This is a genomic window from Streptomyces sp. NP-1717, from assembly GCF_022695985.1.
Classification (GTDB): Bacteria; Actinomycetota; Actinomycetes; order Streptomycetales; family Streptomycetaceae; genus Streptomyces.
The window spans coordinates 18080-29863 of sequence record NZ_JAAPBF010000031.1; the positions used below are offsets into that span (position 1 = coordinate 18080).

At 71.7% G+C, this 11784-nt stretch carries 12 protein-coding genes; 4 read left to right on the forward strand and 8 right to left on the reverse strand.

All coding sequences use genetic code 11. From position 1 onward, the window contains the following. Nucleotides 1-33: 33 nt before the first annotated feature. Nucleotides 34-1227, reverse strand: coding sequence for an argininosuccinate synthase (locus tag GXP76_RS09800; RefSeq protein WP_242571059.1), 1194 nt, complete (start codon nucleotides 1225-1227; stop codon nucleotides 34-36). Nucleotides 1228-1330: 103 nt separating this feature from the next. Continuing rightward, on the reverse strand, nucleotides 1331-1717 hold the full coding sequence (locus GXP76_RS09805) for a DUF488 domain-containing protein (RefSeq protein ID WP_242571060.1): 387 nt from the start codon (nucleotides 1715-1717) through the stop codon (nucleotides 1331-1333). A gap of 75 nt (nucleotides 1718-1792) precedes the next feature. Between GXP76_RS09805 and GXP76_RS09810 the strand changes: the two genes are divergently transcribed. After that, nucleotides 1793-2422: a pyridoxamine 5'-phosphate oxidase family protein gene (locus GXP76_RS09810; protein ID WP_242571061.1), complete on the forward strand. Its 630-nt coding sequence runs from the start codon at nucleotides 1793-1795 to the stop codon at nucleotides 2420-2422. Between the two features lie 36 nt (nucleotides 2423-2458). Then, a complete protein-coding gene (locus GXP76_RS09815; RefSeq protein WP_242571062.1) occupies nucleotides 2459-3172 on the forward strand; it encodes a L,D-transpeptidase in 714 nt (237 codons plus the stop codon). 27 nt (nucleotides 3173-3199) lie between these two features. Here the strand turns inward: GXP76_RS09815 and GXP76_RS09820 are convergent, their stop codons facing one another. The 6 genes from GXP76_RS09820 to GXP76_RS09845 form a co-directional block, all read right to left on the reverse strand. Then, nucleotides 3200-3826, reverse strand: coding sequence for an arginine repressor (locus GXP76_RS09820; RefSeq protein ID WP_242571063.1), 627 nt, complete (start codon nucleotides 3824-3826; stop codon nucleotides 3200-3202). A 7-nt stretch (nucleotides 3827-3833) separates the two neighbouring features. Further along, complete coding sequence (locus tag GXP76_RS09825) at nucleotides 3834-5048, reverse strand: acetylornithine transaminase (RefSeq protein WP_242571064.1); 1215 nt, start codon at nucleotides 5046-5048, stop codon at nucleotides 3834-3836. Beyond that, the gene (argB, locus tag GXP76_RS09830; RefSeq protein ID WP_242571065.1) at nucleotides 5045-5986 is read right to left on the reverse strand and encodes an acetylglutamate kinase; all 942 of its coding nucleotides are present in this window, start codon (nucleotides 5984-5986) and stop codon (nucleotides 5045-5047) included. Before argB ends, GXP76_RS09825 begins: the two co-directional genes overlap by 4 nt. Further along, entirely contained in the window at nucleotides 5983-7152 is a 1170-nt protein-coding gene (argJ, locus tag GXP76_RS09835) for a bifunctional glutamate N-acetyltransferase/amino-acid acetyltransferase ArgJ (protein ID WP_242571066.1), read from the reverse strand. Before argJ ends, argB begins: the two co-directional genes overlap by 4 nt. Nucleotides 7153-7192: 40 nt before the next feature. After that, nucleotides 7193-8221: an N-acetyl-gamma-glutamyl-phosphate reductase gene (gene argC / locus GXP76_RS09840; RefSeq protein ID WP_242571067.1), complete on the reverse strand. Its 1029-nt coding sequence runs from the start codon at nucleotides 8219-8221 to the stop codon at nucleotides 7193-7195. A gap of 93 nt (nucleotides 8222-8314) precedes the next feature. Further along, nucleotides 8315-8890: an ABATE domain-containing protein gene (locus GXP76_RS09845; protein ID WP_242571068.1), complete on the reverse strand. Its 576-nt coding sequence runs from the start codon at nucleotides 8888-8890 to the stop codon at nucleotides 8315-8317. Nucleotides 8891-8992: 102 nt separating this feature from the next. Between GXP76_RS09845 and GXP76_RS09850 the strand changes: the two genes are divergently transcribed. Further along, nucleotides 8993-10165, forward strand: coding sequence for an epoxide hydrolase family protein (locus tag GXP76_RS09850; protein ID WP_242571069.1), 1173 nt, complete (start codon nucleotides 8993-8995; stop codon nucleotides 10163-10165). A 99-nt stretch (nucleotides 10166-10264) separates the two neighbouring features. Then, on the forward strand, nucleotides 10265-11665 hold the full coding sequence (locus GXP76_RS09855) for a hypothetical protein (RefSeq protein WP_242571070.1): 1401 nt from the start codon (nucleotides 10265-10267) through the stop codon (nucleotides 11663-11665). Nucleotides 11666-11784: the final 119 nt, after the last annotated feature.

Sequence of the window (11784 nt, forward strand, 5' to 3'; positions counted from 1 at the left end):
GGACCTCGGTCCTCGATCGCCGGACGGGCCGGATCAGACCTGGTCGCGCTTGGCGGCGATCTTGGCCGAGAGGCCGAACAGCTCGATGAAGCCCTGCGCCTTGGACTGGTCGAAGGTGTCGCCCGAGTCGTACGTCGCCAGGTTGAAGTCGTACAGCGACTCCTCCGAGCGCCGGCCCGTGACGACGGCCCGGCCGCCGTGCATGGTCATCCGGATGTCGCCGGTGACGTGCTGGTTGGCCTCGTTGATGAAGCCGTCCAGGGCCCGCTTGAGCGGGGAGAACCACAGGCCGTCGTAGACCATCTCGCCCCACCGCTGCTCGACCTGCCGCTTGTAGCGGGCCAGCTCGCGCTCGACGGTGACGTTCTCCAGCTCCTGGTGCGCGGTGATCAGCGCGATCGCACCCGGGGCCTCGTACACCTCACGGGACTTGATGCCGACGAGCCGGTCCTCGACCATGTCGATCCGGCCGATGCCCTGGGCGCCCGCCCGCTCGTTGAGCTGCTGGATCGCCTGGAGGACCGTGACCGGCTTGCCGTCGACGGCGACCGGGACGCCCTCCTTGAAGGAGATGACGACCTCGTCGGCGTCGCGGTGCTCGGCCGGGTTGGAGGTGTACTCGTAGATGTCCTCGATCGGGCCGTTCCAGATGTCCTCCAGGAAGCCCGTCTCGACGGCCCGTCCGAAGACGTTCTGGTCGATGGAGTACGGGGACTTCTTGGTGGTCGCGATCGGGAGGTTCTTCTGCTCACAGAAGGCGATCGCCTTGTCCCGGGTCATCGCGTAGTCACGGACCGGGGCGATGCACTTCAGCTCGGGGGCGAGGGCGACGATGCCGGCCTCGAAGCGGACCTGGTCGTTGCCCTTGCCGGTGCAGCCGTGGGCGACGGTGTCGGCACCGTGCTTCTTGGCGGCGGCCACGAGGTGCTTGACGATCGTCGGCCGGGAGAGCGCCGAGACCAGCGGGTAGCGGTCCATGTAGAGCGCGTTGGCCTTGATCGCCGGGAGGCAGTACTCCTCGGCGAACTCGTCCTTGGCGTCGGCGACCTCGGCCTCGACGGCACCGCAGGCGAGCGCGCGCTTGCGGATGACGTCCAGGTCCTCGCCGCCCTGGCCGACGTCCACGGCGACGGCGATGACCTCGGCGCCCGTCTCCTCGGCGATCCAGCCGATGGCGACGGAGGTGTCCAGGCCCCCCGAGTAGGCGAGTACGACGCGCTCGGTCACGGGTTTCTCCTTACGGTGCATACGCTGATGGGTATAACTATGCAGTGCACCGTATGTTTTGTCAACGCGGCCCCGACAGGTCGGCCGGAACACGCTCCCCGTATCAGGCGTCGCTCTCCGTGATCTCCGCCGCCAGTACCCGTGGGTGGCTGTGCTCCAGGTCCTTGGTGGCAGTGAGAAGGGTGAGCGTGCCTTCGGCGGCCAGCTCCACGAGCCGTTCGAGGGCCTGCGAGGCGGCGGAACCGGCTTCGGCCAGTTCCGCGCGGTAGCGGTCGGCGAACTCCGGAAACCGCTCCGGATCGTGGCCGTACCACTTCCGCAGTTCGGCGGACGGGGCCGCCGTTTTCAGCCAGTCGTCGAACACGGCGTCGGTCTTGGCGAGCCCGCGCGGCCAGAGGCGGTCGACGAGCACCCGCGTGCCGTCGCCCGGCTCCGCCGCCTCGTAGACCCGCCGGATCCGTACCCCCTGTGCTGGCTTCTTCTCGGTCATGCGTCCCGTCCCGTCCGGTTCACTCGCTGGGAATGGTCTCGACGCGCGCGATATTCGGCGCCGACAATAGATGTCATGGGAAAGCACTACGAACGGATCGATGGCCGCATTCGCACCTTCATCGAGGAACAGCCCCTCTTCTTCACCGCAACGGCCCCGCGCGCGGACGACGGTCACGTCAACCTCTCGCCCAAGGGCCGCGCCGGCAGCCTCGTCGTACTGGACGAGTCGACGCTCGCGTATCTCGACTTCGGCGGCAGCGGCGCCGAGACCATCGCCCACCTGCGGGAGAACGGCCGCATCACGCTGATGTGGTGCGCCTTCACCGGACCGCCGAAGATCCTTCGGGTGCACGGGCGCGGCGAGCCCGTCTTCCGGGACGACCCGCGCTGGGGCGGGTACATGGCACGGTTCGGGGACGCGGACGGGCCGAGCGCGCGGGCGATCATCCTGGTCAGTGCGGTACGGATCAGCGACTCCTGCGGATTCGCCGTCCCCTTCCTGGACTACCGGGAGGAGCGCACCCAGCACGCGGAGCACTTCGGCAGGAAGACGGACGACGAGTTCGCGGCGTACTGCGAGAAGAAGGAGTACGTAGGGGTGAGCCTGGACGGCCTGCCCGCGCTGCCGCTGCCCCTTCCCGCGCGCTCGGACCTCCCCGGCGAGGCCCTTGAAACCCGTACGGCTCATCAGACCCCGACCTGAGAGGCCGTCACGCCGCGACAGGCATACGGTCCGAGCATGCGCGTCCTTCTCTCGCTCGGCTCCGTCCTGCTCGCCGTCGTCGCCACGGTCGCGGCGGGCCCCGTCGCGCCCGCCGGCATCTCCGTGCCGCTCCCCGAGCGGATGGCGGACACCGGCGGCGGCAGCCAGCTGATCACTGCCGAGGCCGCGACCACCGGAGCGACCACGGGCCGCGTCACCTGGTGGGACCGGCGCGGCGGCCGGTGGGTGGCGGCTGGGTCGGCGGACGCGCGGTTCGGCGCCGGCGGACTGGTCCGGGGCACCGAACGGCGGCAGGGCACCTCGACCACACCCACCGGGCTCTACGACCTGCCGTACGCCTTCGGCATCCGGCCCGCGCCGAAGGGGACGCGTTACCCGTACCGCCCGGTGACCGACCGGTCCTGGTGGTGCCAGGACAACGACTCGCGCGCGTACAACCGCTGGGTCGAGGGCCTGCCGGCCGACTGCCGCGCCGGTGAGGCCGAGAAGCTGACCGAGTACGGCACCCAGTACGCCCACGCCCTGGTGATCGGCTTCAACTACGACCGGCCCGTGCGCGGCCGGGGCGCCGCGATCTTCCTGCACGTGAACGGCAAGGGCGCGACGGCCGGTTGTGTCTCGGTGCCCGCCGAGGCGATGAGCCGCATCCTGACCTGGGCCGACCCCGGGCGCTCACCGCACATCGCGGTGGGCACGGAGTCGGGGCGTACGGCGATCACGAACTACTGAGCCCGCGCCGGACAGGGCCCAGCCGGGTCAGCCGTCCTTCTGGGCCAGCCGCAGCAGATGGTCCGCGAGCGCCTGTCCGCCCGCCGGGTCGCGGCTGATCAGCAGCAGCGTGTCGTCGCCCGCGATGGTGCCGAGGATCGGCCGGAGTTCGGCCTGGTCGATGGCCGAGGCGAGGAACTGGGCGGCGCCCGGCGGCGTACGGAGCACCACGAGATTGGCGGATGCCTCGGCGGAGATGAGCAGTTCGCCGGAGAGGCGGCGCATCCGCTCCTCCTTCGCGGACTCGCCGAGCGGGGCGTGCGGGGTGCGGTAGCCGCCCTCGCTGGGGACCGCGTAGATCAGCTCGCCACCGGTGTTGCGGATCTTCACGGCGCCCAGCTCGTCCAGGTCGCGCGAGAGCGTCGCCTGGGTGACGCTCAGACCGTCGTCGGCGAGGAGCTTGGCGAGCTGGCTCTGGCTGCGGACCGGCTGCCGGTTGAGGATGTCCACGATCCGGCGGTGGCGCGCCGTGCGGGTCTGCGGGACGGACGGGCCGATGTGCTCGGCCGCGCCGTTCCCGCCGTCGGCGCCGTTCCCGCCGTGCGTGCCGTTTCCGTTGCCGTTGGTGCCGTTCGTGTCGATCCCGTTGTGCTCGGGCGCCTGCGCCTCGGTCATCGTCGTCTCATTCCCCGAATCGTCCGTCCCCGTCGGTCCCCTGGGCGGTGTCGAGGATGCCCGGCAGGGCCCGGAGGAACGTGTCCACCTCGTCGTCGCCGATGATCAGCGGTGGCATGAGCCGTACGACATCGGGAGCTGGCGCGTTCACCAGGAGACCGGCATCCTGAGCCGCCTGCTGCACCCGCGGCGCGAGGGACCCGGTGAGCACGATACCCAGCAGCAGCCCCGAGCCACGGACATGCGAGACCAGCGGGTGTCCGAGCCCCTCGATCCCGTCCCGCAGCCGCTCGCCGAGACGCTTCACCTGGTCGAGCGCGCCGTCGGCGCCGAGCGTGTCCAGCACCGCGAGTCCGGCGGCGCACGCGACGGGGTTGCCGCCGAAGGTCGTCCCGTGCTGGCCGGGCTTGAGCAGGTCGGCCGCCGGGCCGAACGCCAGGGTCGCGCCGAGCGGCAGGCCGCCGCCGAGTCCCTTGGCGAGCGTGACGACATCGGGCTCCACGCTCTGGTGGGCCTGGTACTCGAACCAGTGCCCGGTCCGCCCGATTCCCGTCTGGACCTCGTCGAGCACCAGCAGGGTGCCGGTGGCACGGGTGATCTCCCGCGCCGCTTCGAGGTAGCCCTTGGGCGGGACGACGACGCCGTTCTCCCCCTGGACGGGCTCGACGATCAGCAGCGCGGTCTCCTCGGTGACGGCGGCCCTGAGCGCGTCGGCGTCCCCGTACGGAACGTGCGTGACCTCACCGGGCAGGGGCAGGAACGGCTCCCGCTTGCCCGGCTGTCCGGTGAGCGCGAGCGCGCCCATCGTGCGGCCGTGGAAGCCACCGTCGGTGGCGACCATGTGGCGGCGGCCGGTGAGCCGGCCGATCTTGAACGCGGCTTCGTTCGCCTCGGCGCCGGAGTTGCAGAAGAAGACGCGGCCGGGGCGGTCGGCGAGGTCGATGAGCCGTTCGGCGAGGGCGACGGGCGGCGCGGCGACGTACAGGTTCGACACGTGCCCGAGGGAGGCGATCTGCCGGGAGACCGCGTCGACGACCGCGGGGTGCGCGTGTCCGAGGGCGTTCACGGCGATACCGGCGACGAAGTCGGTGTACGCGGTGCCGTCGGCGTCCCAGACGGTGGCCCCCTCGCCCCGTACGAGGGAGAGCGGCGGGGTGCCGTAGTTGTCGGCCATGACGTGCCGCCAGCGCCGTGCGAGCTCCTGGTTGCTGTCGTCGGTCATGACGCTCCCCCTTCTGTGCGCGCCGCGGTCACTGTCGGTCCGGTCCGCTCCTGGCCGTCGGGGACGACCATCGTGCCGATGCCTTCGTCGGTGAAGATCTCCAGCAGGATCGAGTGCGGTACCCGGCCGTCGAGCACGCGGGCGGTGTTGACGCCGTTGCGTACGGCGAACAGACAGCCCTCCATCTTGGGCACCATGCCGCTGGACAGCTCGGGCAGCAGCTTCTCCAGCTCGGTCGCCGTGAGCCTGCTGATGACGTCGTCGTTGTTCGGCCAGTCCTCGTACAGACCCTCGACGTCGGTGAGGACCATCAGCGTCTCGGCGCCGAGCGCCGCCGCGAGCGCGGCGGCGGCCGTGTCGGCGTTGACGTTGTAGACGTGTCCGTCGTCGGCGCTGCGCGCGATGGAGGAGATGACGGGGATACGGCCGTCGGCGAGCAGTGCCTCGATGGCGCCGGGGTCGATGGCGGTGATCTCCCCGACTCGGCCGATGTCGACGAGCTCGCCGTCGATGCGGGGCCGGTGCCGGGTCGCCGAGATGGTGTGCGCGTCCTCGCCGGTCATACCGACGGCGAGCGGGCCGTGCTGGTTGAGCAGTCCGACGAGTTCACGCTGGACCTGGCCGGCGAGCACCATCCGTACGACGTCCATCGCCTCGGGCGTGGTGACCCGCAGTCCGGCCTTGAACTCGCTGACCAGCCCGTGCCGGTCGAGCTGCGCGCTGATCTGGGGGCCGCCGCCGTGCACGACGACCGGCTTGAGGCCGGCCTGCCGCAGGAAGACGACGTCCTGGGCGAAGGCGGCCTTGAGGTCCTCGTCCACCATGGCGTTGCCGCCGAACTTGATGACGACGACCTTGCCGTTGTGGCGGGTGAGCCAGGGCAGCGCCTCGATGAGGATCTGCGCCTTGGGCAGCGCGGTGTGCTTGCGGGCGGTCATGAGCTGTACGCGCTGTTCTCGTGGACGTAGTCGGCGGTGAGGTCGTTGGTCCAGACGACCGCCGACTCCGTGCCGGCCGCGAGGTCGGCGGTGATCCGCACCTCCCGGAAGCGCATGTCGACGAGGTCACGGTCGTCGCCCACGGAGCCCTTCCTGCAGACCCAGACGTCGTTGATGGCGACGTTGAGGTCGTCGGGGTCGAAGGCGGCGGAGGTCGTACCGATCGCGGACAGCACCCGGCCCCAGTTGGGGTCCTCGCCGTGCAGCGCGCACTTGAGGAGGTTGTTGCGGGCGACGGAGCGGCCCACCTCGACGGCGTCGTCCTCGGTCGCCGCGTTGATCACCTCGATCCGGATGTCCTTGCTGGCGCCCTCGGCGTCGCCGATGAGCTGGCGGCCCAGGTCGTCGCAGACCGCGCGGACCGCTTCCGCGAACTCCTCCTGGCCGGGCGTCACATGAGAGGCGCCGGAGGCGAGCAGCAGGACGGTGTCGTTGGTGGACATGCAGCCGTCGGAGTCGACCCGGTCGAAGGTGGTCCGGGTGGCGGCGCGCAGGGCCGCGTCGAGCGCGGGGCTGTCGACGTCGGCGTCGGTGGTGAGCACGACGAGCATCGTGGCGAGGCCGGGCGCGAGCATGCCCGCGCCCTTGGCCATGCCGCCGACGGTCCAGCCGTCGCCGCTCACGACGGCCGTCTTGTGCACGCTGTCGGTGGTCTTGATGGCGATGGCGGCCTTCTCGCCGCCGTGCGCGGAGAGTTCGGCAGCCGCCTTCTCGACACCGGGCAGGAGCTTGTCCATCGGGAGGTTGATGCCGATGAGCCCGGTGGAGGCGACGGCGATCTCGCCGGGGCTGTGGCTGTCGGGGTCGGCCTGGTTCAGGACCTCGGCGACCTTCTCGGCGGTGGCGTGGGTGTCCTGGAAGCCCTTGGGGCCCGTACAGGCGTTGGCTCCACCGGAGTTGAGGACGACGGCGGAGATCCGGCCGCCCTTGACGACCTGCTCCGACCAGAGGACGGGGGCGGCCTTGACCCGGTTGGAGGTGAAGACGCCGGCGGCGGCGCGGCGCGGGCCGGTGTTGACCACGAGGGCCAGGTCCGGGGTGCCGCTGTCCTTGATCCCGGCGGTGATGCCCGCCGCCGTGAATCCGCCTGCTGCGGTGACGCTCACTGCATCTCCTTGGTCGTGACTGGTCGGTGGTGGGCCCGGTTCACGGCGCGACGCCGGTGGCCGGGAGCCCGGTCTCCTCGGGCAGCCCGAGCGCGATGTTCATGCTCTGGACGGCGCCGCCCGCGGTGCCCTTGGTGAGATTGTCGATGGCGCTGATGGCGATGACGCGGCGGGCGCTCTCGTCGAGGACGACCTGGACGTGAACGGCGTTGGAGCCGTACACGGACGCGGTCGCCGGCCACTGCCCCTCGGGCAGGAGCCGGACGAAGGGTTCGTCGGCGAAGGCTTTCTCGTACGCGCCGCGTACGTCCGCCGCGGTGACGTCCGGCCTCGCCTTGGCGGAGCAGGTGGCGAGGATGCCGCGTGACATGGGGGCGAGGGTGGGCGTGAACGAGACACCGACGCGCTCCCCCGCCACCGCGCTGAGGTTCTGGATCATCTCGGGGGTGTGCCGGTGTCCGCCGCCGACGCCGTACGGGGTCATCGAGCCCATGACCTCGGAGCCGAGCAGATGCGGCTTGACCGCCTTGCCCGCGCCGGAGGTACCGGTGGCGGCGGTGACGACGGCCTCGGGCTCGACGAGCCCCGCGCCGTACGCGGGGAAGAGCGCGAGCGAGACGGCCGTCGGGTAGCAGCCGGGCACCGCGACGCGCCCGGACCCCTCCAGCGCGGCGCGGGCGCCCGGCAGTTCGGGAAGGCCGTAGGGCCAGGTGCCGGCATGGGCGGAGCCGTAGAACGCCTCCCAGTCGGCGGCGTCGCTCAGCCGGAAGTCCGCGCCCATGTCGACGACGAGCACATCGTCGCCGAGCCGCTCGGCGACAGCGGCGGACTGCCCGTGCGGCAACGCGAGGAAGACCACGTCGTGCCCGGCGAGCACCTCGGTGGTGGTGGGCTCCAGCACACGATCGGCCAGCGGCCCGAGGTGCGGCTGGAGGGCGCCGAGGCGCTGGCCGGCGTTGGAGTTGCCGGTCAGGGCGCCGATCCCGACTCCGGGGTGCCCCAGGAGCAGCCGGAGCAACTCCCCGCCGGCGTATCCACTGGCTCCCGCCACCGCTGCGCGTACTGCCATCGAAGCCCTCCTCGTCGATGGCATGACTATACGTAGCTTCGCAGCTTTATGCAATGGCGATATCTGGGGGCGCCTCCGTGAGGCAACGCGGGATCACTCCGCCGGTCCGGGGCCTCTGCGCCGGCCGGCGTTGAAGCGCGCCTTCTTCTGGCGATTCCCGCACGTGTTCATGTCACACCATCGGCGCGTGCGGCTCCGGCTGGTGTCGAAGAAGGCGGCCCGGCAGGTCGGCGACGCGCACAGGGCCAGCTTTCCGTCCCGTTCGCCCGCTATGACGCCGATCGCGTCGGCGGCGATCACACCGAGGGCGTCCTCGACGGGGGAAGCCGGGCCGAGCCGCCACCGCCGCTCACCGTCGGGCGTCAGGATCGCCGCGGCCCGGCCCTGGGCGCTGCGGTCGTTGATGACCTGGACGGCGGACGCGGGGAGAGCGTCCTGGATCGCGGCAGCCGTCGCGGCGGCGTGGATCGCCTCCCGCAACTCCCGGGCGAGGTCGAGCTGGGCGGCCGTGCAGGAATCCACGGCGAGGCCGCTCACCGTCAGCCAGTCGACGAGTCGGTGCGGGACGGGAATGCGCTCGACGGCGTTGCCGTGACGCTCCGACAGGGTCCCCGTGAAGCTGGTCGCCAGCACATTGCCGAGGCGGAAGTCAGGGAACGCGGCAGACATGGAACCACCTTAGCCGGTTGCGGCGCGGCTCGAAGAACTGTTAGAACCGTCTTAGCCGGTTCACATTGGCCGTGGCCGGTTCCGCGATGGCCAGGAGGTCCCATGCCCCGTCCGACCAGCGACGTGCGAGCGTTCGAAGCCCGCGCGGCAGACGCCGACCTCGACGACCTGCGCGCGCGGCTGGCCGCGGCGCGACTGCCGGAGGCCGAGACGGTCCACCGCGCCGCACCCGGTCCCGGCCGGTGGGAGCAGGGCGTTCCCCTCGCCGACCTCGTCGATGTCGTGGACTACTGGCGCACCGGATACGACTGGCGGTCCTTCGAGGCGCGCCTCGACCGGACCGGTCAGTTCCGCACGACCATCGACGGTCTGGCAATCCACTTCCTGCACCGCCGGTCCGCGCGCGCGGACGCCACTCCCCTGGTCCTGACGCACGGCTGGCCGGGCAGCATCGCCGAGTTCATCGACGTGGTCGACGAGCTGGCGGATCCGCAGGACCCGGACGCGCCGGCGTTCCACGTCGTGGTCCCGTCGCTGCCGGGCTTCGGTTACAGCGACAAGCCGGCCACCACCGGGTGGGGAACCGAGAGGATCGCGGCCGCGTGGGTGGAACTGATGGGCAGGCTCGGGTACAGCGAGTTCGCGGCCCACGGCGGCGACTGGGGAGGCAACATCACCACGGTCCTCGGCGGCAGGTTCCCGGCGCACGTTCTCGGCATCCACACCACGTTCGCGCAGGCCCTGCCCGGGTCGACGACGGACGGGCTGACGGCGGCCGAGCGCGAGTGGGCCGAGGAGACCCGCCATTTCTGGCGCCACCGCGCGGCGTACGCGAAGCAGCAGGCGACCCGGCCGCAGACCATCGGCTACTCGCTCGTCGACTCACCGGTCGGGCTTCTCGCCTGGATCCTCGACAAGTTCGCCGAGTGGTCGGACACCGGGGACAGCCCGTTCGAGACGATGTCCCTGGACCGCGTTCTCGACGACGTCACCCTGTACTGGCTGACGCGGACCGGCGCGTCGGCGGCCCGCATCTACTACGAGAGCCACAACTCGCTCGACCCGGAGCTCCGGGTCGACGTCCCGGCGGCGATCAGCATGTACCCCCGCGACATCGAGAAGTGTCCGCGCCCCTGGGCACAGGAGCGGTACCGGCGCATCGTCCGGTGGAACGCGCCCGAGAACGGCGGGCACTTCCCGTCGCTGGAGGTTCCCGGGTACTTCGTCGAGGATCTGCGAGAGGGCCTCGCGGCCGTGCTGGCCGCTCATCGGTGAACGCGGCCGGGGGCCGCACCACACCGAGCCGAAGCACCTGAAGGGCCGGGCGGCGCGGATCGGCGAGGGGACGGGGACGGATGGAACGGGGACGGGACTGTGACGACGCACCACGCGGTGCACGGGCTGGCGAGCAATCCGGCGGCGCCCGCCGGCGTACTGCTGCGGCTGCTGGCGCTGAACGACGAATGGATCGCGTACCGGCTCTCGTGGCGCGCGAGCCTGCCCGACGAGGTGGCCGAGGCCATGCTCACGCATCCCGACCGCCGGGTGCGCCAGAGGCTCGCCGAGAGCGCGAACGCCGACCCCGAGCTACGCGCACGGCTCCTCGACGGCCCGGCGTCCGACGCCCTCGTGGTCGCCCACGGCCCGCAGCCGTACCGGACGGTGGTGCCGCCGCTGCCCGACTGGGCCTACGAGCGGCTGCTGAACCACGAGCGCTCCACCGTCCGCTACGAGACCCTCCACTCACCGAGCGTGCCGGAGCACGTGCTGGTTCCGTTCGCCGGTCATACGCACCCGCCGTTCCGGGAAATAGCCTGTCGCCGTGTCTGGCACGCGCTCACCGACGACGTGCGGGCCGCACTGCTCGGCGACGAGGACCCCGCGGTGCGCAGGGCGGCGGCGCTGCATGTGATGGCGGACGACGAGGGGCGCACCACCGAACTGCTCGAAGCGCTCGCGGACAGCCGGCAGTTCCAGGAGGTCGTGGAGCGCGGCCGGCTCGGACGCGCCGTGGCAGAGCGGCTGCTCGCCGAGGGGAAGGCGCTCGCGCCGCTCGCACGCAACCCGGCCTTTCCCGCCGATCTCGCGTCCCGGCTCGCCGGTCACGACGATCCGGCGGTACGCCTCGCGGTCTCCGCGCGCCCGGAGCTGTCGGAGGAGGAACGCGCCGCGATCGACTGGGAGGTCGGCCCCGAGGACCGTCTGGGCACCCTGCGCTGGGTGTGGGACGCGCGTACGGACACCGAGGTCCTGCGCCGGTGCGCGACGTCCGCGCACACCTGGCTGCGGCGCAGCGCCGCCGTATGTCCGGAACTTCCGGAGGACTGCGTGCGACTGCTCGCGGGCGACGGGGACTTCGCCGTGCGGCTGCTGCTCGCCGAGTTCCACCCGCAGGCACCGCCGGAGCTGCTGCTCGATCTGTATCTGCACGGCTCGCACCGGGCCGTCGCCATGCTGATCGTCAAGGAGCGGTTCCCGGCGGCCGGCCTCGCCGCCCGTTTCGCCGGGGCGCCGGACCCGCGTGCCCGCGCGCTGGCGGTACGCGATCCGGAGGCGACGCCCGAACTCGTGGAACGGCTGAGCCGGGACCCGGACACGGGGGTACGGGAGGCTGCCGCCCGGGATCCGCGGCTGCCGGTGCGCAGGGTGGTGGAGCTGCTGGAGGATCCGGAGGCGGGTTCGGCCGCTGCCACCCATCCGGCGCTGCCGGTGGCGGAGATGGTGGCGCTCCTGGACCGGGCCGGTGTGCCGGCGACGGTGGAGCACCGGCCGTAGACGGTGGGCGGGCGTCGCGCGGGACCGGGAGTCGGGAGGGGGAATACCTTTCACCGGGCGATCCGGGCGGTGGCCGTTCGTACGGCCGGTGGGAGGTCGGCGTACCGTCGCCTCCCCCG

Excerpts from the sequence above, each read along its gene's own strand:
- GXP76_RS09805 (WP_242571060.1), bottom strand. The coding sequence starts at position 1,717 with ATGACCGAGAAGAAGCCAGCACAGGGGGTACGGATCCGGCGGGTCTAC.
- GXP76_RS09810 (WP_242571061.1), top strand. The coding sequence starts at position 1,793 with ATGGGAAAGCACTACGAACGGATCGATGGCCGCATTCGCACCTTCATC.
- GXP76_RS09815 (WP_242571062.1), top strand. The coding sequence starts at position 2,459 with ATGCGCGTCCTTCTCTCGCTCGGCTCCGTCCTGCTCGCCGTCGTCGCC.
- GXP76_RS09820 (WP_242571063.1), bottom strand. The coding sequence starts at position 3,826 with ATGACCGAGGCGCAGGCGCCCGAGCACAACGGGATCGACACGAACGGC.
- GXP76_RS09825 (WP_242571064.1), bottom strand. The coding sequence starts at position 5,048 with ATGACCGACGACAGCAACCAGGAGCTCGCACGGCGCTGGCGGCACGTC.
- argB (WP_242571065.1), bottom strand. The coding sequence starts at position 5,986 with ATGACCGCCCGCAAGCACACCGCGCTGCCCAAGGCGCAGATCCTCATC.
- argC (WP_242571067.1), bottom strand. The coding sequence starts at position 8,221 with ATGGCAGTACGCGCAGCGGTGGCGGGAGCCAGTGGATACGCCGGCGGG.
- GXP76_RS09845 (WP_242571068.1), bottom strand. The coding sequence starts at position 8,890 with ATGTCTGCCGCGTTCCCTGACTTCCGCCTCGGCAATGTGCTGGCGACC.
- GXP76_RS09850 (WP_242571069.1), top strand. The coding sequence starts at position 8,993 with ATGCCCCGTCCGACCAGCGACGTGCGAGCGTTCGAAGCCCGCGCGGCA.